This window comes from Agromyces sp. CF514, assembly GCF_900113185.1.
Classification (GTDB): domain Bacteria; phylum Actinomycetota; class Actinomycetes; order Actinomycetales; family Microbacteriaceae; genus Agromyces.
Genome location: NZ_FOZD01000001.1, coordinates 1,888,511 through 1,909,122 on the forward strand (window position 1 = coordinate 1,888,511; position 20,612 = coordinate 1,909,122).

15 protein-coding genes and 2 riboswitches are annotated in these 20,612 nt (G+C 69.9%); of the genes, 12 read left to right on the forward strand and 3 right to left on the reverse strand.

The genetic code is table 11. From position 1 onward, the window contains the following. Nucleotides 1-2: 2 nt before the first annotated feature. Nucleotides 3-1,361: a quinolinate synthase NadA gene (gene nadA / locus BM342_RS08385; RefSeq protein WP_092964935.1), complete on the reverse strand. Its 1,359-nt coding sequence runs from the start codon at nucleotides 1,359-1,361 to the stop codon at nucleotides 3-5. Further along, nucleotides 1,358-2,119, reverse strand: a complete 762-nt coding sequence (locus BM342_RS08390) for an NUDIX hydrolase (RefSeq protein WP_092964936.1) — start codon at nucleotides 2,117-2,119, stop codon at nucleotides 1,358-1,360. The genes nadA and BM342_RS08390 overlap by 4 nt, the downstream gene beginning before the upstream one ends. 268 nt (nucleotides 2,120-2,387) lie before the next feature. Between BM342_RS08390 and BM342_RS08395 the strand changes: the two genes are divergently transcribed. From BM342_RS08395 to BM342_RS08425, 7 genes are all read left to right on the forward strand, one after another. After that, nucleotides 2,388-3,863: an amidohydrolase gene (locus BM342_RS08395; RefSeq protein ID WP_092964937.1), complete on the forward strand. Its 1,476-nt coding sequence runs from the start codon at nucleotides 2,388-2,390 to the stop codon at nucleotides 3,861-3,863. A 99-nt stretch (nucleotides 3,864-3,962) separates the two neighbouring features. Next, nucleotides 3,963-4,055: riboswitch (glycine riboswitch) on the forward strand. Beyond that, nucleotides 4,056-4,148, forward strand: a riboswitch (glycine riboswitch). Nucleotides 4,149-4,190: 42 nt separating this feature from the next. Next, entirely contained in the window at nucleotides 4,191-5,510 is a 1,320-nt protein-coding gene (glyA, locus tag BM342_RS08400; RefSeq protein ID WP_092964938.1) for a serine hydroxymethyltransferase, read from the forward strand. Beyond that, the gene (locus BM342_RS08405) at nucleotides 5,507-6,907 is read left to right on the forward strand and encodes an L-serine ammonia-lyase (RefSeq protein ID WP_092964939.1); all 1,401 of its coding nucleotides are present in this window, start codon (nucleotides 5,507-5,509) and stop codon (nucleotides 6,905-6,907) included. The genes glyA and BM342_RS08405 overlap by 4 nt, the downstream gene beginning before the upstream one ends. A 10-nt stretch (nucleotides 6,908-6,917) precedes the next feature. Further along, complete coding sequence (gene gcvT / locus BM342_RS08410) at nucleotides 6,918-8,084, forward strand: glycine cleavage system aminomethyltransferase GcvT (RefSeq protein WP_092964940.1); 1,167 nt, start codon at nucleotides 6,918-6,920, stop codon at nucleotides 8,082-8,084. 82 nt (nucleotides 8,085-8,166) lie between these two features. Beyond that, a complete protein-coding gene (gene gcvH, locus BM342_RS08415; RefSeq protein ID WP_092964941.1) occupies nucleotides 8,167-8,538 on the forward strand; it encodes a glycine cleavage system protein GcvH in 372 nt (123 codons plus the stop codon). A gap of 23 nt (nucleotides 8,539-8,561) precedes the next feature. Next, on the forward strand, nucleotides 8,562-11,453 hold the full coding sequence (gcvP, locus tag BM342_RS08420; RefSeq protein WP_092964942.1) for an aminomethyl-transferring glycine dehydrogenase: 2,892 nt from the start codon (nucleotides 8,562-8,564) through the stop codon (nucleotides 11,451-11,453). 156 nt (nucleotides 11,454-11,609) lie between these two features. Beyond that, complete coding sequence (locus BM342_RS08425; protein ID WP_143109794.1) at nucleotides 11,610-12,086, forward strand: hypothetical protein; 477 nt, start codon at nucleotides 11,610-11,612, stop codon at nucleotides 12,084-12,086. Here the strand turns inward: BM342_RS08425 and BM342_RS08430 are convergent. Continuing rightward, entirely contained in the window at nucleotides 12,032-12,793 is a 762-nt protein-coding gene (locus BM342_RS08430) for a CPBP family intramembrane glutamic endopeptidase (protein ID WP_092964944.1), read from the reverse strand. The genes BM342_RS08425 and BM342_RS08430 overlap by 55 nt on opposite strands. Nucleotides 12,794-12,998: 205 nt before the next feature. On the opposite strand from BM342_RS08430, the gene BM342_RS08435 reads away from it, so the two are divergent. From BM342_RS08435 to typA, 5 genes are all read left to right on the forward strand, one after another. Continuing rightward, on the forward strand, nucleotides 12,999-14,621 hold the full coding sequence (locus BM342_RS08435) for a peptide ABC transporter substrate-binding protein (protein ID WP_092964945.1): 1,623 nt from the start codon (nucleotides 12,999-13,001) through the stop codon (nucleotides 14,619-14,621). Nucleotides 14,622-14,806: 185 nt separating this feature from the next. After that, on the forward strand, nucleotides 14,807-15,736 hold the full coding sequence (locus BM342_RS08440) for an ABC transporter permease (RefSeq protein ID WP_092964946.1): 930 nt from the start codon (nucleotides 14,807-14,809) through the stop codon (nucleotides 15,734-15,736). Next, nucleotides 15,726-16,679 (forward strand): ABC transporter permease, encoded by a 954-nt coding sequence (locus BM342_RS08445; protein ID WP_092964947.1) that lies wholly within the window; start codon nucleotides 15,726-15,728, stop codon nucleotides 16,677-16,679. Before BM342_RS08440 ends, BM342_RS08445 begins: the two co-directional genes overlap by 11 nt. Beyond that, nucleotides 16,676-18,442, forward strand: a complete 1,767-nt coding sequence (locus BM342_RS08450) for a dipeptide ABC transporter ATP-binding protein (RefSeq protein ID WP_092964948.1) — start codon at nucleotides 16,676-16,678, stop codon at nucleotides 18,440-18,442. Before BM342_RS08445 ends, BM342_RS08450 begins: the two co-directional genes overlap by 4 nt. 244 nt (nucleotides 18,443-18,686) lie before the next feature. Next, on the forward strand, nucleotides 18,687-20,591 hold the full coding sequence (gene typA / locus BM342_RS08455; protein ID WP_092964949.1) for a translational GTPase TypA: 1,905 nt from the start codon (nucleotides 18,687-18,689) through the stop codon (nucleotides 20,589-20,591). The last annotated feature ends 21 nt before the right edge of the window (nucleotides 20,592-20,612 follow it).

Below are 20,612 nucleotides of genomic sequence, written 5' to 3' on the forward strand. Positions count from 1 at the left end.
GGTCAGGCTCCGGTCGGCACGGCGTCGGTCGGTGCCGGCGAGACGGATGCCGGCGGCTTCGCTGCGAGCATCCGCTCGAGGGCCACGCGTGCGGGCTCCGCGACGTCGTCGCCCACGGTGATGCGGTTGACGACCCGGCCGGCGACCAGTTCTTCGAGTACCCACGCGAGGTAGCCGGGGTGGATGCGGTACATCGTCGAGCACGGGCACACCACGGGGTCGAGGCAGAAGATCTCGTGCTGCGGGTACTCGGCGGCGAGGCGCTGCACGAGGTTGATCTCGGTGCCGATCGCGAAGGTCGAGCCGGCGGGCGCCGCCTGGATGGCCTTCACGATGAAGTCCGTCGAGCCCGCGGAATCCGCCGCATCGACGACGGGCATCGGGCACTCGGGGTGCACGATGACCTGCACGCCGGGGTGGTCGATGCGCGCCTGCGCGATCTGCTCGACCGTGAACCGCCGGTGCACCGAGCAGAAGCCGTGCCAGAGGATGACGCGGGCATCCTCAAGCACCTCGGCGGTCGAGCCGCCGAGCGCCTTGCGGGGGTTCCACATGGGCATCTGCTCGAGCGGCACGCCGAGCGCCTTCGCGGTGTTGCGGCCGAGGTGCTGGTCGGGGAAGAACAGCACGCGCTGCCCGCGTTCGAACGCCCACTCGAGCACCGTCTTCGCGTTCGACGACGTGCAGACGATGCCGCCGTGCCGCCCGACGAAGCCCTTGAGCGCGGCCGAGGAGTTCATGTACGTGACGGGGATCACGGGCACGCGCCCCGCGGCATCCGTCGCCGTGAGATCGCCGTAGACCTCCTCGAGCTCCGCCCAGCACGCCTCGACCGACTCCTCGTCGGCCATGTCGGCCATCGAGCAGCCCGCGGCGAGGTTCGGCAGGATCACGGCCTGCTCGGGAGTGGAGAGCAGGTCGGCGGTCTCGGCCATGAAGTGCACGCCGCAGAAGACGATGGCCTCGGCATCCGGACGCGTGAGCGCGGCGTTCGCGAGCTGGAACGAGTCGCCCACGAAATCGGCGTGCTCGATCACCTCGTCACGCTGGTAGAAGTGCCCGAGCACGACGACGCGCTCGCCGAGGGTCGCCTTGGCCGCGCGGATGCGGTCGTGCAGCTCGGCGTCGGTCGCCGTCTTGTACGACTCGGGCAGCGCGCCCTGACGCGGCGAACCGGTGGGGATGACGTCGCCCATCGACGAGCCGGGCCCGTAGGCGACGGGACCCGCGTCGAACTCCCACGGCCCCTTCGCGAGGTCGGGGGAGCAGGTGCTGCCCGCCGCCCTGCCGGTCTGGATCAGCTGGATCGAACGGTCGACGGATGCCGCGAGCCGCGTGTCGGCGGGCTGGACGAGCGTCATGGGTGTCTCCTCAGGTGCGGTGCGACGGGGATTCGGAACGCGCCCTGGATGCCCGCCTCCGCGGGATCGGCCGGGCGGTACAGCTTGGGCGGGCGGTGCGGGGTGCCGGTGCGCACCTCGCCCGTCTCGACGAGGGCGCCCGAGGCCTCGACCGTGCGACGGAAGTTCGCCGGGTCGAGGCGGCGCCGCATCACGGTCTCGTAGACCTCGCGCAGTTCGGCGAGCGTGAACGTCTCGTCGAGGAAGGCGTGCGCTATCTGCGAGTACCCGAGCTTGGTGCGCAGGCGCCCGAGCGCGTACGCGACGATCTCGTCGTGGTCGAAGGCCAGTTCGGGCAGGGCGTCGGCGTCGAACCACCGCACGTTCGGGTCCTCGATGGCGCCGCTCGTCTCTTCAGGACGCACGAGCGCCCAGTAGACGACCGACACGACGCGTTCGTCGGGGGAGCGGTCGGGGGCGCCGAACGTGTAGAGCTGCTCGAGGTAGCGCGGAGTGACGCCGGTGGTCTCGTCGAGCGTCCGCGCCGCGGCCCCCTCGAGGCTCTCGGCCGCGCCGAGCCAGCCGCCTGGCAGTGCCCACCGGCCCTCGCCGGGTTCGCGGAGCCGGCGCACGAGCGGAATCCAGAGCGAGCGGTCGGCCGGCTCCGCGGGCTGCACGGGCGCCTCGGCCTGCTCGCCGGGCACGACGCCGGGTTCGCGCGCGAAGATCACGGTCGACACGGCGAGGCGTGCTTCGGCCAGTTCGATCTTTCGAGACATCCGCGCCTCCTTCGTGTCATCGTGACTCTAAGTGTTGGTCCATCTTACAGTCGGGGTGACACGAAGTGAAATCGTGTGACGGCCGCCCGCCGACCATGAGGTCTTCGCGTCGCGGGCGAGGGTTTCGCCGGCCGACCTCCGGTTGTCCGTGATGGCGCAATGATGGCTGAAAAGATCAATGCAAAGTCTTTCCATGGCCGACATCTTCGTGAAATGCTGGCGAAACGCCACCGTTGTTCACTCGGTGACGACCGAAGAACGGAGTGCCATGCAGGACACCACCCCCATCGAACGGATCGTCGAGTCGTACGGTCCACGCTTCACCCGGCTCAGCGACGAGATCTGGGACGACCCGCAGCTGCGCTGGCAGGAGTACGGCTCGATGGCCAAGCAGATCGAGGCGGCCGAGGAGCACGGCTTCCGCATCGAGCGCGAGGCCGGCGGCATCCCGACCGCGTTCTTCGCCGAGAAGGGCGAGGGCGGTCCGGTCATCGCGTTCCTCGGCGAGTACGACGCGCTCGCCGGCCTCAGCCAGGCGAGCGGCGTGGCGAGCCCCACCCCGAACCCCGAGACCGCGAACACCAACGGCGCCGGGTGCGGCCACAACCTGCTCGGCAGCGGGTCGCTGCTCGCGGCAGCGGCCGCCGCCGCGTACCTCGAGCAGCAGGGGCTGCCCGGGCGGGTGCGCTACTACGGATGCCCGGCCGAGGAGGCCGCGGCCGGCAAGACGTTCATGGTGCAGGGTGGCGCCTTCGAGGGGGTCGACGGCGCAGTGTCGTGGCATCCGGCTCCGGTCATGACGGCAACGCAGATCCTCACGCTCGCGTACGCGCAGGTCTCCTTCCGCTACACGGGCGTCGCCGCGCATGCGGGCGCCGACCCCGCGCACGGCCGCAGCGCGCTCGACGCCGTCGAACTGCTGAACGTGGGGGTCAACTTCCTGCGCGAGCACATGCCCGACACGGCGCGCGTGCACTACGCGATCACGGATGCCGGCGGCGACTCGCCGAACGTCGTGCAGGCGCACGCGAGCGCCTACTACGTCGTGCGGGCGAACACCGTCGGCGAGATGCGCGAGCTCTACGAGCGGGTCGTGAAGATCGCGCAGGGCGCGGCGCTCATGACCGAGACGACCCTCGAGATCGACTTCGACGGGGCGTGCGCCGAGATCCTGCCCAACGTGACGCTCGAACGCGCGCTCCAGGCCAACGTCGAGTCCATCGGCGGCGTGCCCTTCGACGACGCCGACCGCGAGCTCGCGGCTGCCTTCACCGCGACCGTGCCCGAGCGCGAGGTCGTCGGCATGCGCCGTTTCCTGGGCCTGCCGGCCGGCGCCGTGCTGCACGATGGCGTGCTGCCCCTCGGCAACCCGAACCAACGGCAGCAGATGACGGGCTCGACCGACGTCGGCGACGTCAGCTGGACCGTGCCCACCGTGCAGATCACGGGTGCGACCGCCGCGATCGGCACGCCCGCCCACTCGTGGCAGATGGTCGCACAGGGCAAGCTGCCGGCCGCGCACAAGGGCATGCTGCACGCCGCGAAGGCGATGGCGGCCACCGCGATCGACCTGTTCACCGACCCCGAGCTGCTCGCCGCGGCCCGGGCCGAGTTCGACGGCATCATCGCCGAGACGCCGTACGACTGCCCGATCCCCGAGGGCGTCGTCGCGCCGCCGCTCCGTGCGGGCAACGAGGCGCACGTCATCGCGTCCGACCACGCCGAGCGGGCGCTGATCGGCTGATCCGAACCGGGGGCCGGGGACCGTCGAACCGCCGGCCCCCGGCATCCGCCGCCCGTTGCGACGAGCGGCTATGATCGACACCAAACTGAACACGACCATTCACCCGTCACGGGAGAACGCCGCGATCGATGCGGCTGCCGTAGGAGCAAACCCTCCCCGGAATCTCTCAGGCACACGTACCGTGGCGGCAGGTCACTCTGAAAAGCGGCGCCTCCGGGTGCCCGCCGTCGGTGCAAGCGGGCTTCGGCCTCGCGAAACTCTCAGGCCAATGACAGAGCGGGAGGAACTCATCGCATCATCGCAGATGCCCATCGAAGGAGTTCTCCCATGTCCCGTTCCCCGTCCCTCCTCGCGGCCGACGAGCTGACCGCGCCGCTCGCCGACCTCGACCCCGAGGTCGCCGCCGCCATCGACGCCGAGCTCGGCCGCCAGCGTGCCGGCCTCGAGATGATCGCCTCCGAGAACCACGCGCCCGTCGCCGTCATGCAGGCCCAGGGCTCGGTGCTCACCAACAAGTACGCCGAGGGCTACCCCGGCCGTCGCTACTACGGCGGCTGCGAGCACGTCGACGTCATCGAGACGCTCGCCATCGAGCGGGCGAAGAGCCTGTTCGGCGCCGGCTTCGCGAACGTCCAGCCGCACTCCGGCGCGCAGGCCAACGCCGCCGCCATGCACGCGCTCATCACCCCGGGCGACACGATCCTCGGCCTCGACCTGGCGCACGGCGGCCACCTCACGCACGGCATGAAGCTCAACTTCTCGGGGCGGCTCTACCAGGTGGTGCCGTACCACCGCTCGGCCGAGACCGAGGAGATCGACCTCGCCGAGGTGCGCGCCGTCGCGCTCGAGCATCGCCCGGCCCTCATCATCGCGGGCTGGTCGGCGTACACCAGGGCTCTCGACTTCGCCGCCTTCCGGGCGATCGCCGACGAGGTCGGCGCCTACCTGCTCGTCGACATGTCGCACTTCGCCGGGCTCGTGGCCGCGGGCCTGCACCCGTCGCCCGTGCCGCACGCGCACGTCACGACCACGACCACCCACAAGACCCTCGGCGGCCCGCGCGGCGGGCTCATCCTCTCGAACGACGCCGACCTGGCGAAGAAGCTCAACTCCGCGGTCTTCCCGGGCCAGCAGGGCGGACCGCTCGAGCACGTGATCGCGGCCAAGGCCGTTGCGCTCAGGATCGCCGCCGGCGAGGGGTTCCGCGACCGCCAGGAGCGCACCGTCGCCGGAGCGCAGGCCCTCGCCGAGCGGCTGGCACAGCCCGACTGCGCGTCGGCAGGCGTCCGCGTCGTCGGCGGCGGCACCGACGTGCACCTCGTGCTCGTCGACCTGCGCGACAGCGCAATCGACGGCCGAACCGCCGAGGACCGCCTGCACGGCGTGGGCATCACCGTCAACCGCAACGCCGTGCCCGACGACCCGCGCCCGCCCATGGTCACCAGCGGCCTGCGCATCGGCACCCCCGCGCTCGCGGCGCGCGGCTTCGACGACGAGGCGTTCCGCGAGGTCGCCGACGTCATCGCGAGCGTGCTGACCGCGGGCGACGACGCGGACCTCGCCGGCTTCGCCGCACGGGTCGACGAGCTCGTCGCCCGGTTCCCGCTCTACGACGGCGCCGTCGCCGCGCTCTCGGACCGCGCATGACCGTCATCCCGCTCGCCGGACACATCGGCGTGTTCGACCTGTTCACGATCGGGATCGGCCCGTCGAGCTCGCACACGGTCGGGCCGATGCGCGCGGCCGCCGACTTCGTCGACCGGTTCGGGCCCGACGCCGCCGAGATCGTGCGCGTCGAGGTCGAGCTCTTCGGCTCGCTGGCCGCGACCGGCCGCGGACACGGCACGATGACCGCCGTGCTGCTCGGCCTCGAGGGATGCCGGCCCGACTCGATCGCGGTCGACGAGATCGACGAGCGCCTGGCGGCGGCCGCCGCCTCCGGCCGCATCCGCGTCGGAGGGCTCGCCGAGGTCGCCTTCGGCGTCGACGACATCGTGCTCCGGCCGTTGACCGTGCACCCGCGGCATCCGAACGCCATGAGGCTCGTCGCGCACGCGACCGACGGCCGCCTGCTCGACGACGCCACCTACTTCTCGGTGGGCGGCGGCTTCATCGAGCGCGAGGGCGAGACGGCGGGCATCGTCGTCGGCGATGCGAGCCGCCTCGTGCCCCACGACTTCGGCACCGCCGACGAGCTCGTGGCGACCTGCGAGCGCGAGTCCGTGTCGATCGCCGAACTCGCGATGCGGAATGAGACGGTGCAGGCCACCGAGGCCGACGTGCGAGCCCGGGTGCTGCACCTCCGCGACGCGATGCACGAGTGCGTCGAGTCGGGGCTGCGGCGAGACGGCACGCTCCCCGGAGGGCTCGGCGTCGTCCGTCGAGCGCCGGCGCTGCACGCGCACCTGCTCGAGCACGACCCCGACCGCGACCCCGCCGACGCGCTCGACTGGGTGAACCTCGTCGCCCTCGCGGTGAACGAGGAGAACGCGGCCGGCGGAAGGGTCGTCACCGCGCCGACGAACGGCGCGGCCGGCATCCTGCCCGCGGTGCTGCACTACGCGTCGACCTACACGCCGCGCGCGCGTCGCGGCGACGACCTCGACGACCTCGCCGTGGAGTTCCTGCTGACCGCGGCCGCCATCGGCGGCATCGTCAAGCGCCGGGCGTCGATCTCGGGCGCCGAGGTCGGATGCCAGGGCGAGGTCGGCTCCGCGTCGTCGATGGCCGCCGCCGCGCTCGCGGCGGTGCTCGGCGGCACGCCGGCCCAGGTCGAGAACGCGGCCGAGATCGCGATGGAGCACAGTCTCGGGCTCACGTGCGACCCCGTCGGCGGGCTCGTGCAGATCCCGTGCATCGAACGCAACGCGATCGCTGCCGGAAAGGCGATCAACGCGGCCAAGATGGCCATGTGGGGCGACGGCTCGCACCGCGTGTCCTTCGACACGGTCGTCGAGACCATGCGCCAGACCGGGCGCGACATGAGCGAGAAGTACAAGGAGACCGCCATGGGCGGGCTCGCCGTCAATGTGGTGGAATGTTGAGGAGGTCCGCATGAGCGAGACGACACGAGAGGGCGCATCGACGCCACGACAGAGCCCGCTGCACGCGGTGCACGAGGCGGCCGGGGCGTCGTTCACCGACTTCGCAGGCTGGGACATGCCGGTGCGGTACTCGTCCGACCTGGCCGAGCACCATGCCGTGCGCGAGCGCGCCGGGCTGTTCGACCTCTCCCACATGGGCGAGATCGTCCTCATCGGCCCCCAGGCCGCCGCGGCCCTCGACTACGCCCTCGCGGGCAAGCTGTCGGCCATCGAGGTCGGGCAGGCGAAGTACTCGCTGCTGCTCGCCGAAGACGGCGGCATCATCGACGACCTCGTCGTCTACCGCACGGGCGACGACCGCTTCATGGTCGTCGCGAACGCATCCAATGCGGCGGTCGTGGCCGAAGAGCTGCGCGTCCGCGCCGCCGGGTTCGACACCATCGTCGAAGACGAGAGCGACGACGTCGCGCTCATCGCGCTCCAGGGCCCCGACGCCCGCGCCGTGCTGCTCGAGACGCCCGGATTCGGCGTCGCGGGCCCCGGCAACGACGAAGAGGACTTCGACGCGAGCATCGCGAGCCTCAAGTACTACCGCGCGTTCCCGGCGACCTTCGAGGGGCAGCCCGTGCTCGTGGCACGCACCGGCTACACCGGCGAGGACGGCTTCGAGCTCTACGTCGCCCCCGATCGCGCGTCGTCGCTCTGGGCCGCGCTCGTCGAGACCGGCGGTCCGCGCGTCGTGCTCTGCGGGCTCGCGAGCCGCGACACGCTCCGCCTCGAGGCCGGAATGCCGCTCTACGGCCATGAGCTCGGCCGTGACATGCTCCCCGCGCAGGCCGGTCTCGGCCGCGTCGTCGCCCACGCCAAGGAGGGCGACTTCGTCGGACGCGCGGCGACCGCCGAGGGCCCTGCCGACGACGCCCGAGTGCTCGTCGGACTCACGACCGAGGGCCGTCGCGCGCCGCGCGCCGACTACGAGGTCTACGACGGCGACGCCGCGGACGCCGCACTCGTCGGCGTCGTCACGAGCGGCGCCCTCTCGCCCACGCTCGGCCACCCCGTGGCCATGGCGTTCGTGGAGCCCGCCGCAACGGGCGGCCCGCTCTACGTCGACGTGCGCGGCACGCGCATCGCGGCATCCGTCGTCCCCCTTCCCTTCTACAAGCGCAGCGCCTGACCCCGACGTCCGCCGGCTCGGCATCGAGGCCGGCGACCCGGGCCGGGCTCCACCGGCACACCCAACACTCGAGGAGAACCCCATGACCGATCAGACCGCACTGCAGTACACCGAAGAGCACGAGTGGGTGCTGGTCGACGGCGACACCGTCACCATCGGCATCACCGACTACGCCGCCGAGAAGCTCGGCGACATCGTCTACGTCGACCTGCCCGCCGCGGGCACCGCGGTCACCGAGGGCACCGTCGTCGGCGAGATCGAGTCGACCAAGTCGGTCGGCGAGCTCTTCGCGCCCGTGAACGGCGAGGTCGTCGAGCCCAACCAGGCCGTCATCGACTCGCCCGAGCTCGTCAACTCCGACCCGTTCGGCGAGGGCTGGCTGCTGAAGATCACCGCGCCCGAGCTGCCGAAGCTGCTGAGCCACGCCGAGTACCGCGCCCTCACGGGCGAGTGACCCCCGAGTAAGGACCGCACCCGATGAGCACCTCCTCCACGTTCGACCTCGACGCCTTCGGGCGTCGCCACATCGGCACCACGCCGAGCGACCACGGCCTCATGCTCGCCGAGCTCGGCTACGACTCGCTCGAGTCCCTCATGACGGCCGCCGTGCCGTCGTCGATCCGCATGGCGGAGGTGCTGAACTCGGCCATCCCCGAGGCCGCGACCGAACGCGAGGCGCTCGCCGAGCTCGCGGCCCTCGCCGACCAGAACACCGTGCGCACCTCGATGATCGGCCTCGGGTACTCGGGCACCATCACGCCCGCGGTGATCCAGCGCAACGTGCTCGAGAACCCGAGCTGGTACACCGCCTACACGCCGTACCAGCCCGAGATCTCGCAGGGCCGGCTCGAGGCGCTCATCAACTTCCAGACGATGGTGACCGATCTGACGGGCCTCGACACGGCGAACGCGTCGATGCTCGACGAGGGCACCGCGGTCGTCGAGGGCATGCTGCTCGCCCGCCGCGGCTCGAAGTCGTCGTCGAACCGCTTCGTCGTCGACGCCGACGCGCTGCCGCAGACGCACGCGCTGCTCGTCGCGCGCGCCGAGGCCGTGGGCATCGAGCTCGTCGTCGCCGACCTGCACGAGGGCACGGATGTCGCCGCCCTCGGCGAGCACTTCGGCGTCTTCGTGCAGTACCCGGGCGCCTCGGGGCGCGTGTGGAACCCGGCATCCGTCATCGCCGCGTCGAAGGCGCAGGGCGCGCTCGCCGTCGTGGCCGCCGACCTCCTCGCCCTGGCGCTCATCACGAGCCCCGGCGAGCTCGGTGCCGACGTCGCGGTCGGCACGAGCCAGCGCTTCGGCGTGCCCATGGGCTTCGGCGGTCCGCACGCGGGCTACATGGCCGTGCGCAAGGGCCTCGAGCGCCAGCTGCCCGGTCGCCTCGTCGGCGTCTCGCAGGACGCAGCGGGCCACCCCGCCTACCGCCTCAGCCTGCAGGCGCGCGAGCAGCACATCCGCCGCGAGAAGGCGACGTCGAACATCTGCACCGCGCAGGTGCTGCTGGCCGTCATGGCGTCGATGTACGCCGTCTACCACGGCCCCCGCGGCATCCGCCACATCGCCGTGACCACCGCGGCGAAGGCGAAGGCCCTCGCCGACGCGCTCACCGGCTACGGCCTGACGCTCGCGCACGACGACTACTTCGACACGATCCGCGTGCACGTGCCCGGTCTCGCGAAGAACGTCGTCGCGAAGGCGCACGAGCTCGGCCTGAACCTCTGGGAGGCCGACGAGGCCACCGTGCACGTCGCCGTCGACGAGACGACGACCGAGCACGAGCTCTCGCTCGTCGTCGAGGCGTTCCGCCTGGGCGAGCGGGCGGATGTCCCGGTGTCGCTGTCGTCGCTGCCCTCGAGCGTTCCCGAGGGGCTGCGTCGCACGAGCGCGTACCTCGAGCACCCCGTGTTCAACACGCACCAGTCCGAGACGCAGATGATGCGCTACCTCAAGACCCTCGCAGACCGCGACTACGCGCTCGACCGCGGCATGATCCCGCTCGGCTCCTGCACGATGAAGCTCAACGCGGCCACCGAGATGCAGGCCGTGACCTGGCCCGAGTTCGCCAACCTGCACCCGTTCGCGCCCGAGGCCGACGTCGTGGGCACGCTCGGACTCGTCGAGCAGCTCGAGAGCTGGCTCGCCGAGGTCACGGGCTACGACACCGTGTCGCTGCAGCCGAACGCGGGCAGCCAGGGCGAGCTCGCGGGCCTGCTCGCGATCCGCGGCTACCACCGCGCGAACGGCGAGGCCGAGCGCGATCTGTGCCTGATCCCGTCGAGCGCGCACGGCACGAACGCGGCCTCCGCCGTGCTCGCGGGCATGCGCGTCGTCGTGGTCGCCTGCGATGAGCTCGGCAACGTCGACCTCGCCGACCTGCGGGCCAAGATCGCCGAGCACGCGGCATCCATCGCGGCGCTCATGATCACCTACCCGTCGACGCACGGCGTCTACGAGCACGACGTGCGCGACATCTGCCAGGCCGTGCACGACGCGGGCGGGCAGGTCTACGTCGACGGCGCGAACCTCAACGCCCTGCTCGGCTTCGCGCGCTTCGGCGACTTCGGCGGCGACGTGTCGCACCTCAACCTGCACAAGACGTTCTGCATCCCGCACGGCGGCGGCGGCCCGGGCGTCGGCCCGGTCGCGGCCAAGGCGCACCTCGCGCCCTACCTGCCCGGCCACCCGATGGCCCAGCGCGACGACCACGCGGGCGGCTTCGTGCACGGCGGCGGCCCGGTCTCGGCGGCGCCGTACGGCAGCCCGTCGATCCTGCCGATCTCGTGGGCCTACGTGCGCATGATGGGGGCTGAGGGCCTCGCGCAGTCGACCGCGTCGGCCGTGCTCGCGGCGAACTTCGTCGCCTCGCGCCTGCGCGAGCACTACCCGGTGCTCTACACGGGAGAGAACGGCCTCGTCGCGCACGAGTGCATCCTCGACCTGCGGCCGCTCACGGCGTCGACCGGGGTCAGCGTCGACGACGTGGCGAAGCGACTGGTCGACTACGGCTTCCACGCGCCAACCATGTCGTTCCCCGTCGCGGGCACGCTCATGGTCGAGCCGACCGAGTCCGAAGACCTGGCGGAGCTCGAGCGCTTCGTCGAGGCCATGGTGGCCATCAAGGCCGAGGCCGACGCCGTCGGGCGCGGCGAGTGGCCGGCCGACGACAACCCGCTGCGCAACGCCCCGCACACGGCCGAGTCGGTCATCGCGGGGGAGTGGACCCACCCCTACACCCGTGAGCAGGCCGTGTACCCCGTGCACTCGCTCGTGCGCAACAAGTACTGGGCGCCCGTACGCCGCATCGACCAGGCCTACGGCGACCGCAACCTCGTGTGCGCCTGCCCGCCGGTGGAGGCGTTCGCGTAACGCGCCGCTGAGCAGGCGGTTCCGGATGCCGCGGGCGGCCGCCCGCGGCATCCGGGAACCGCCTTCCGGGTCGCCCGCGCCATGCGGCACACATCCCCTGTACGTGAGGTGTCCTCAGGTCTACACTGAGGGCACTCTCACGAGGGGGTGTCCGGCATGCTCATGGATCTGGTCTCGATCGTCGGAGGCGTCGGCTTCGTCGCCGCCATGGTCGTCTGCAGCGCGGCGGCCTCGCGCATGTTCGGCTTCGAGCAGCAGGCCGGCCTGCTCGATCGACGCGACCCCGGCCGGGCCGAGGCCCTGCGGCGCGCCGACGCGATGGGTTCGCTCGCGTTCGCAGGCTACGGAGCCGACGGCATCTCGGCCGTCTGCACGCCGTCGCGCCGCAGCGGACTCGACATGGCGCGGGTTCGCGCGAGCGACTCCGACCTCCGGGTCGAACCGCCGGAGGAGGCGCTGCCCCCGATGCCCGCGACGGTGCTCGCGCTCGCCGACGGCACGCACCTCGTGCCGCGCGTGCGGCCGCGGCATCCGCAACCGGAGCCGCTGCATCCGCAGCCCGAGCCGTCGCGCGAACCTCAGGCCGCGGGGGCCGCGAACAGCCCCGGCCACCACGCCACGGCCAGCGGGTAGCCGACGAACGAGATCACGTCGAGCACGAAGTGCGCGACGACGAGCGGCATGGTGCGCCCCCAGCGCTGGTAGCACCAGCCGAAGACGATGCCCATCGCGGCGTTGCCGACGAATGGCCCGAAGCCCTGGTACAGGTGGTACGTGCCGCGCAGCAGGGCGCTCGAGACGATCGTCGCCCACGGGCCGACGCCGAGCTCGCGCAGTCGCGTGAACAGGTACCCGACCACGATGAGCTCCTCGGTGAGCGCGGCCTCGAGCGCGCGCAGCACCAGGATCGGCACGGTCCACCACAGCCAGTCCGCGGGCGAGGCCTCGACGGCCACCGTGATGCCGAGCGCGCGGCCGGCCGCGTAGAGCGCGAGGCCCGGCACGCCGATCACGGCGACGAGCAGCAGGCCGGACGCCACGTCGCGGCCGGGCCGGGTCAGGTCGAAGCCGATGCGGCGGAACGAGCTGCGGCCCGGCTGCCAGAGCAGGTACAGCACGAGCGCCACCGCGAACAACCCGAAGAACACGTCGAGGAACTGGTACGTGAAGTCGAGCCACTCGCGTTGCGAACGGCTGGGGTTCAGCGCGACGGACTGGTCGCCGAGAGCCTGCTCGGCGGTGAGCTTCGCGATGATGGAGACCACCGAGTACACCGCCGAGGCGCCGAGCGAGAGCCCCAGCACGATGACGATCTCGATGCGCAAACGAGCAGCCGACATGCAGTGATCCTCGCATATCGTCACGTGGCGCAAAGATCCTGCGTAGTGTGACGGAATCTGTCGCACGTTCCCCCCACAAGGTTGCGCGTCGGTAACGGTTTGCGCAGGAGTTTGCTTCGAGGGTTTGCGATTCATAGTCTCGACTCATCCCGCGCGCCAGGGCGGCCAGAAGCCGCACTGCCGACGCACGTCTACAGGAGGAACATTGAAGATCAAGAGAATCGGCGTCGCAGCCATTGCTCTTGCTGCGGCCGGAGCCCTCGTGCTCACCGGCTGCACGAGCGGCTCGCCCGAGGCGACCGACGGGGCGAGCACGTCCGCGGTCGTGACCACCAACGGCTCCGAGCCCCAGAACCCGCTGGTTCCCACCAACACCAACGAGACCGGCGGCGGCAAGATCATCGACTCGATCTTCGCTGGCCTCGTGTACTACGACGCCGACGGCGCCGTGCACAACGACGTCGCCGAGTCCATCGACACCGAAGACGCGCAGAACTACACGATCAAGATCCGCGAGGGCCTGAAGTTCACCAACGGTGAAGACGTCACCGCGAGCTCCTTCGTCGACGCATGGAACTACGGCGCGAACACGGCCAACGGCCCGCAGCTCTCGCAGTACTTCTTCGCCGACATCGAGGGCTTCTCCTACGACGAGGCCGTCGAGGAGCTCCCCGGCCTCAAGGTCGTCGACGACACGACGTTCACGGTCGCCCTGATCCAGCCCGAGTCGGACTTCCCGCTCAGCCTCGGCTACTCGGCGTTCTACCCGCTGCCCGCTTCGGCGTTCGACGACATCGACGCCTTCGGTGAGAACCCGATCGGCAACGGCCCGTACATGCTCGACGGCGAAGGCGCGTGGAAGCACAACGAGCGCATCAGCCTCGTCGCGAACCCCGACTACGACGGCCCGCGCACGCCGAAGAACGGCGGCCTCGACATCGTCTTCTACGCCACGCAGGAGGCAGCGTACGCCGACCTCCAGGGCGGCAACCTCGACGTCCTCGACGCCATCCCCGACGGCGCGCTCTCGACCTTCCAGGACGAGTTCGGCGACCGCTCGGTCACCCAGGCCGCGGCGATCTTCCAGTCGTTCACCGTTCCGTCGCGTCTCGCGCACTTCGGTGGCGAAGAGGGCAACCTCCGTCGTGCCGCCATCTCGAAGGCGATCGACCGCGCTGAGATCACCGACGTGATCTTCTCGGGCACCCGCACCCCGGCACACGACTTCACGTCGCCGGTCATCGACGGCTACTCCGAGGACATCCCCGGATCCGACGTCCTCGACTTCGACGCCGACGCGGCGAAGGACCTGTGGGCTCAGGCCGACGCCATCTCCCCGTGGAGCGGCACCTTCCAGATCGCCTACAACGCCGACGGCGGCCACCAGGCCTGGGTCGACGCTGTTGCGAACCAGCTGAAGAACAACCTCGGCATCGACGCGTCGGGCGCTCCGTACCCGACCTTCGCCGAGGTCCGCACCGCGATCACCGACCGCACGATCGAGACCGCGTTCCGCACCGGTTGGCAGGCCGACTACCCGGCCCTGTTCAACTTCCTCGGCCCGATCTACGCGACGGGTGCCGGCTCGAACGACGGCGACTACTCGAACGCCGACTTCGACGCGCTCCTCAAGGAGGGCCGCGCGGACACCGACCTCGCGAGCGCCAACGAGAAGTTCCAGCAGGCGCAGGAGATCCTCTTCAAGGACCTCCCCGCGATCCCGCTGTGGTACTCCACCGTCAACGGTGCTTGGAGCCAGAACGTCGAGAGCGTGCAGTTCGGCTGGAACTCCGTGCCGCTGTACTACGAGATCACCAAGAGCGAGTAATTCTCGATCTGGGATGTCTCGGGGTTAGACTCTGAGGCGCCCGTGGGGCGGCAGCCATCGGCTGCCGCCCCACACTCACGTATCCTCCGGTGTTCGCTCGATCGGCGTAGCATCGTGAGGACGAACTCGCATAAGGGTGAGGTTTCTCCACAATGTCCACTAATCCGAAGCGCGAGGCCTGATCGATGGCCGGTTACATCGCGCGCCGACTGCTGCAGGCGATCCCTGTACTGCTCGGCACCACGTTCCTGATCTACTTCATGGTCTTCGCCATGCCGGGCGACCCGATCGTCGCCCTGTTCGGCGACAAGACCCCGCCGCCTCAGGTGCTCGAACAGCTCCGCGAGCGGTACAACCTCGACCAGCCGTTCATCGTCCAGTACCTCATCTTCCTCGGCAACATCTTCCGCGGTGACCTCGGTACGTCGTTCTCCGGTCAGCCGGTCTCCGAGATCCTCGCCGAGACCTTCCCGGTCACGTTGCGCCTGGCGCTCATGGCGGTCGTCATCGAGATGGTGTTCGGCATCGCCGTCGGCCTCATCTCGGGCCTGCGCAAGGGCGGCATCTTCGACGCCAGCGCGCTCGTCGTGAGCCTGATCCTCATCTCGCTGCCGGTGTTCGTCGTGGCCTTCGTCGCCCAGTTCATCTTCGGCATCCAGCTGGGGTGGTTCAGAACCACGGTCGGGCCAGGTGCTCCGACTCAAGACCTGATACTCCCGGCCATCGTGCTCGCGACGATCAGCTTCGCGCAGATCACTCGACTGACGAGGGCGTCAGTCATCGAGACCGACGGCCAGGACTTCGTTCGCACCGCCGCGAGCAAGGGCCTGTCCCGTGGGCGCATCGTCCCCGTGCACATCCTGCGCAACTCCCTCATCCCCGTCGTGACCTACCTCGCCGTCGACTTCGGCGTGCTCATGGTCGGTGCGACGGTGACCGAGGGTATCTTCAACGTCCCCGGTGTGGGACGCACGCTCTACCAGGCGATCATTCGCGGCGAGGGCCCCACGGTCGTCTCGTTCGTGACCGTGATGGTGCTGATCTACCTCGTGGTGAACCTGCTGGTGGATCTGCTGTACGCCGTTCTCGACCCGAGGATCCGCTATGCCAAGTAACACCAGACCCGATCAGCAGCACTTCGTCGCGCCGCTGGAAGAGACCCCCCTCGTCGCGATCGACAAGGTCAAGGCCGAGGGCAAGCCCACGAACCTGTGGACCGACGCATGGGCCGACGTCCGCGGTCGCCCGATGTTCTGGATCTCGTCGGCGCTCATCGTGCTCGTCGTCGTCGTCGCACTGTTCCCGGGCCTGTTCACGCAGGTGCCGCCGAACAACGACTGCCAGCTCTCGAACAGCAACGGCGGGCCGACCGACGGTCACCCGCTCGGCTTCACGAAGCAGGGCTGCGACATCTACTCGCGCATCATCCACGGAACGTCGACCTCGCTCTCGGTCGGCATCATCGTGACCGTGCTCGTGGCCGTGCTCGGCATCACGTTCGGCGCGTTCGCGGGCTTCTACGGCGGATGGATCGACTCGGTGCTCTCGCGCCTGGGCGACATCTTCTTCTCGATCCCCTACATCCTCGCGGCCGTGGTCATCATGTCGGTGTTCTCGAAGTACGCGAACGTGTGGGTGATCTCGCTCGCCATCGGCATATTCGCGTGGCCGGCCACAGCGCGTGTGCTGAGAGCCGAGATCCTGAGGGTGAAGAACTCCGACTACGTCATGGCGGCCACCGCCCTCGGCGTCTCGCAGTTCCGGATCCTGCTCCGCCACGTGCTGCCCAACTCGATCGCGCCCGTGATCGTCATCACCACGATCTCGCTCGCCTCGGCGATCGTCGCGGAGGCGACCCTGTCGTTCCTCGGCGTCGGCCTGCCGTCGAGCACCATGTCGTGGGGCAATGACATCAGCGCGGCACAGACCGACCTCCGCACCGCGCCGCAGGTGCTGATCCTCCCGTCGATCGCGCTGTCGATCACGGTGCTCAGCTTCATCATGCTCGGCGAGGTCGTCCGCGACGCGCTCGACCCGAAGGCGAGGGCACGTCGATGACCGACATCAGCAACGCGACCGAACCGACCGTGCGCCGTGATGGCGACGAGCGTCCGATCCTCGAGATCAAGGACCTCCAGGTCGGGTTCAACACCCAGAACGGCCTCGTCAAGGCCGTCGACGGCGTGAACATCACGCTCTACCGCGGGCAGAGCCTCGCGATCGTCGGCGAATCGGGCTCGGGCAAGTCGACGACCGCGCACGCGATCATCAACCTCCTCCCCGGTACCGGCGAGGTCACCGGCGGCCAGATCCTCCTCGACGGTCAGGACCTGACCAAGGCGTCGAAGAAGGAGATGGAGGGCATCCGCGGCCGCAAGATCGGCTTCGTGCCGCAGGACCCGATGTCCAACCTCAACCCGGTCTGGTCGATCGGCTTCCAGGTCGAGGAGGCCATCAAGGCCAACGGCATCGCGACCGGCCGCAAGGCGATCAAGCAGCGCGCCATCGAGGTGCTCAAGCAGGCCGGCCTGCAGGACGCCGACCGTCGCCTCAAGCAGTTCCCGCACCAGTTCTCGGGCGGCATGCGCCAGCGCGTGCTCATCGGCATGGGACTCGCGGCGGACCCGCAGCTGCTCATCGCCGACGAGCCCACCTCGGCGCTCGACGTCACGGTGCAGCGCGTGATCCTCGATCACCTCGAGTCGCTGACCCGCGAGCTCGGCACGACCCTGTTGTTCATCACGCACGACCTCGGCCTCGCGGCCGAGCGTGCGGAGCAGCTCGTGGTCATGTACAAGGGTCGGGTCGTCGAGTCCGGTCCTTCGGTCGAGATCCTGCAGAACCCGCAGCACCCGTACACGCAGCGCCTCGTCGCGGCGGCTCCGAGCCTCGCGTCGCGTCGCATCCAGTCGACCGGCAGCATCGCGGCCGCTGAAGCCGCGATGCAGTCCGATGCCGAGGCCGCAGCCGGCGACGAGATCGACCTGCTCGCCACGGCCGAGGCGCGTGCCGAGGCGCTCGCCACGGCCGAGCCTGCTCCGCCGGCGATCACGGTCGAGAACCTGACCAAGGTCTACAAGATCCGTGGCGCGGGCGACTTCACCGCGGTCGACGGCGTGTCGTTCCAGATCCCCAAGGGCACCACCATGGCGCTCGTGGGCGAGTCCGGCTCGGGCAAGTCGACCGTCGCGAAGATGCTCCTGAAGCTCGAAGACGCGACCTCTGGCAAGATCGTCGTGGGCGGTCAAGACCTGGCGAGCGTCACCGGCAAGCAGCTGTTCGACCTGCGCAGCCGCATGCAGCCCGTCTTCCAGGACCCGTACGGCTCGCTGAACCCGCTGCGCAACATCGGCAACACGATCTCGGAGCCGCTCTCGACGCACAGCGTGGGCGACCGGGCCTCGCGTCGCGAGCGCGTGTTCGAGCTGCTCGACCAGGTGTCGCTGCCGCGCACGCTGGTCAGCCGTTACCCGAACGAGCTGTCGGGCGGCCAGCGTCAGCGCATCGCGATCGCGCGTGCGCTCGCACTGAAGCCCGAGATCGTCGTGCTCGACGAGGCCGTCTCGGCGCTCGACGTGCTCGTGCAGGCCCAGATCCTGCGCCTGCTCGCCGATCTGCAGGGCGAGCTGGGGCTGACCTACCTCTTCATCACGCACGACCTCGCGGTCGTCCGCGTGATCGCCGACCACGTCTCGGTGATGCAGCGCGGCCGCATCGTCGAGGCATCGTCGACCGACGAGGTGTTCGACAACCCGAAGCAGCAGTACACGCAGGACCTGCTCGCCGCCATCCCCGGCGCGAACATCGAGCTCGGCGCCTAACCCGCCGCACGCTCTGCGCGGTCCGCTGCGCGTCCGGAACGCCCGGCATCCACCCACGGATGCCGGGCGTTCCGCGGTTCTCAGGTGAACGTCCGCTCGGCAAGGTAGGCTTGTCGGGCGCGGGCCGTCGATCTCGGTCGCGCATCCCCAGACCTTCACCAAAGCGCTTCCCGCGTTCTCCGTCGTGCCGCCCTCGCGGCCGCGGGGTGCGGCATTCGAAGCCCACCAGCCCAGAGGACCGAACATGGCGAACGCCACCCGCAACGACCTGCGCAATGTCGCGATCGTCGCTCACGTCGACCACGGCAAGACCACGCTCGTCGACGCGATGCTCAACCAGACGCACTCGTTCGCCGAGCATGCCCACGTCGAAGAGCGCGCGATGGACTCGAACGAGCTCGAGCGCGAGAAGGGCATCACGATCCTCGCCAAGAACACGGCGATCTCGTACGACGGCAAGCACTCGGGCGGCAGCCCCGTCACGATCAACGTCATCGACACCCCGGGTCACGCCGACTTCGGCGGTGAGGTCGAGCGCGGCCTGTCGATGGTCGACGGCGTCGTGCTGCTCGTCGACGCGAGCGAGGGCCCGCTGCCCCAGACCCGCTTCGTGCTGCGCAAGGCGCTCGAGGCCCGCATGCCGGTCATCCTCCTCGTGAACAAGACCGACCGCCCCGACGCGCGCATCGACGAGGTCGTCGCCGAGAGCCAGGACCTCCTGCTCGGCCTGGCCTCCGACCTGGCCGACGACGTGCCCGATCTCGACCTCGACGCGATCCTCGACGTTCCCGTCGTCTACGCCTCGGGCCGCAACGGCGCCGCGAGCCACAACAAGCCCGAAGACGGCGAACTGCCCGACAACGACGACCTCGAGCCGCTCTTCGAGGCGATCCTCGAGCACATCCCGGCCCCGGTCTACGACGACGAGCACCCCATGCAGGCGCACGTCACCAACCTCGACGCGTCTCCGTTCCTCGGCCGCCTCGCGCTCCTCCGCGTGTTCCACGGCACGATCAAGAAGGGCCAGACGGTCGCCTGGGTCAAGCACGACGGCTCGGTGCAGAACGTCCGCGTGACCGAGCTCTTCCTCACGAAGGCCCTCGACCGCTACCCCGCCGAGAGCGCGGGCCCCGGTGACATCGCCGTGGTCGCCGGCTTCGAGGACATCATGATCGGCGACACCCTGGCCGACCCCGAAGATGTGCGCCCGCTGCCCATCATCGCCGTCGACGAGCCCGCCATCTCGATGACCATCGGCACCAACACCTCGCCGCTCGTCGGCAAGGTCAAGGGCCACAAGCTCACCGCGCGCATGGTCAAGGACCGCCTCGACCGCGAACTCGTGGGCAACGTGTCGCTCAAGGTCGTCGACATCGGACGCCCCGACGCGTGGGAGGTCCAGGGCCGCGGCGAGCTCGCGCTCGCGATCCTCGTCGAGCAGATGCGCCGTGAGGGCTACGAGCTCACCGTCGGCAAGCCCCAGGTGGTCACGAAGCAGGTCGACGGCAAGACGCACGAGCCGTACGAGCACCTCACGATCGACGCACCCGAGGAGTACCTCGGCGCGATCACGCAGCTGCTCGCCTCGCGCAAGGGCCGCATGGACAATATGTCCAACCACGGCACCGGCTGGGTGCGCATGGAGTTCATCGTTCCGAGCCGCGGCCTCATCGGCTTCCGCACCGAGTTCATGACCACCACGCGCGGCACCGGCATCGCCAACGCGATCTCGCACGGCTACGACGCCTGGGCGGGCCAGATCGTCACCCGCAACAACGGCTCGATCGTCGCCGACCGCTCCGGCGTCGTGACCCCGTTCGCGATCATCGCCCTGCAGGAGCGCATGACCTTCTTCGTGAACCCCACCGAAGAGGTCTACGAGGGCATGGTCATCGGCGAGAACTCGCGCGCCGACGACATGGACGTGAACATCACCAAGGAGAAGAAGCTGACCAACATGCGTCAGTCGACGGCCGACAACTTCGAGTCGATGACTCCGTCGCGCCAGCTCTCGCTCGAGGAGTGCCTCGAGTTCGCGCGCGAAGACGAGTGCGTCGAGGTGACCCCGGCCGCCGTGCGCATCCGCAAGGTCGAGCTCGACGCGACGACCCGTGCTCGCACGACGTCGCGCCTGAAGAAGCAGGGCTAGTCGCTTCGAACGGGGCGGATG

What these genes read in the sequence shown, in the direction of transcription:
- nadA (WP_092964935.1), bottom strand. Translation starts at nt 1,361, where the DNA reads ATGACGCTCGTCCAGCCCGCCGACACGCGGCTCGCGGCATCCGTCGAC.
- BM342_RS08390 (WP_092964936.1), bottom strand. Translation starts at nt 2,119, where the DNA reads ATGTCTCGAAAGATCGAACTGGCCGAAGCACGCCTCGCCGTGTCGACC.
- BM342_RS08395 (WP_092964937.1), top strand. Translation starts at nt 2,388, where the DNA reads ATGCAGGACACCACCCCCATCGAACGGATCGTCGAGTCGTACGGTCCA.
- glyA (WP_092964938.1), top strand. Translation starts at nt 4,191, where the DNA reads ATGTCCCGTTCCCCGTCCCTCCTCGCGGCCGACGAGCTGACCGCGCCG.
- BM342_RS08405 (WP_092964939.1), top strand. Translation starts at nt 5,507, where the DNA reads ATGACCGTCATCCCGCTCGCCGGACACATCGGCGTGTTCGACCTGTTC.
- gcvT (WP_092964940.1), top strand. Translation starts at nt 6,918, where the DNA reads ATGAGCGAGACGACACGAGAGGGCGCATCGACGCCACGACAGAGCCCG.
- gcvH (WP_092964941.1), top strand. Translation starts at nt 8,167, where the DNA reads ATGACCGATCAGACCGCACTGCAGTACACCGAAGAGCACGAGTGGGTG.
- gcvP (WP_092964942.1), top strand. Translation starts at nt 8,562, where the DNA reads ATGAGCACCTCCTCCACGTTCGACCTCGACGCCTTCGGGCGTCGCCAC.
- BM342_RS08425 (WP_143109794.1), top strand. Translation starts at nt 11,610, where the DNA reads ATGCTCATGGATCTGGTCTCGATCGTCGGAGGCGTCGGCTTCGTCGCC.
- BM342_RS08430 (WP_092964944.1), bottom strand. Translation starts at nt 12,793, where the DNA reads ATGTCGGCTGCTCGTTTGCGCATCGAGATCGTCATCGTGCTGGGGCTC.
- BM342_RS08440 (WP_092964946.1), top strand. Translation starts at nt 14,807, where the DNA reads ATGGCCGGTTACATCGCGCGCCGACTGCTGCAGGCGATCCCTGTACTG.
- BM342_RS08445 (WP_092964947.1), top strand. Translation starts at nt 15,726, where the DNA reads ATGCCAAGTAACACCAGACCCGATCAGCAGCACTTCGTCGCGCCGCTG.
- BM342_RS08450 (WP_092964948.1), top strand. Translation starts at nt 16,676, where the DNA reads ATGACCGACATCAGCAACGCGACCGAACCGACCGTGCGCCGTGATGGC.
- typA (WP_092964949.1), top strand. Translation starts at nt 18,687, where the DNA reads ATGGCGAACGCCACCCGCAACGACCTGCGCAATGTCGCGATCGTCGCT.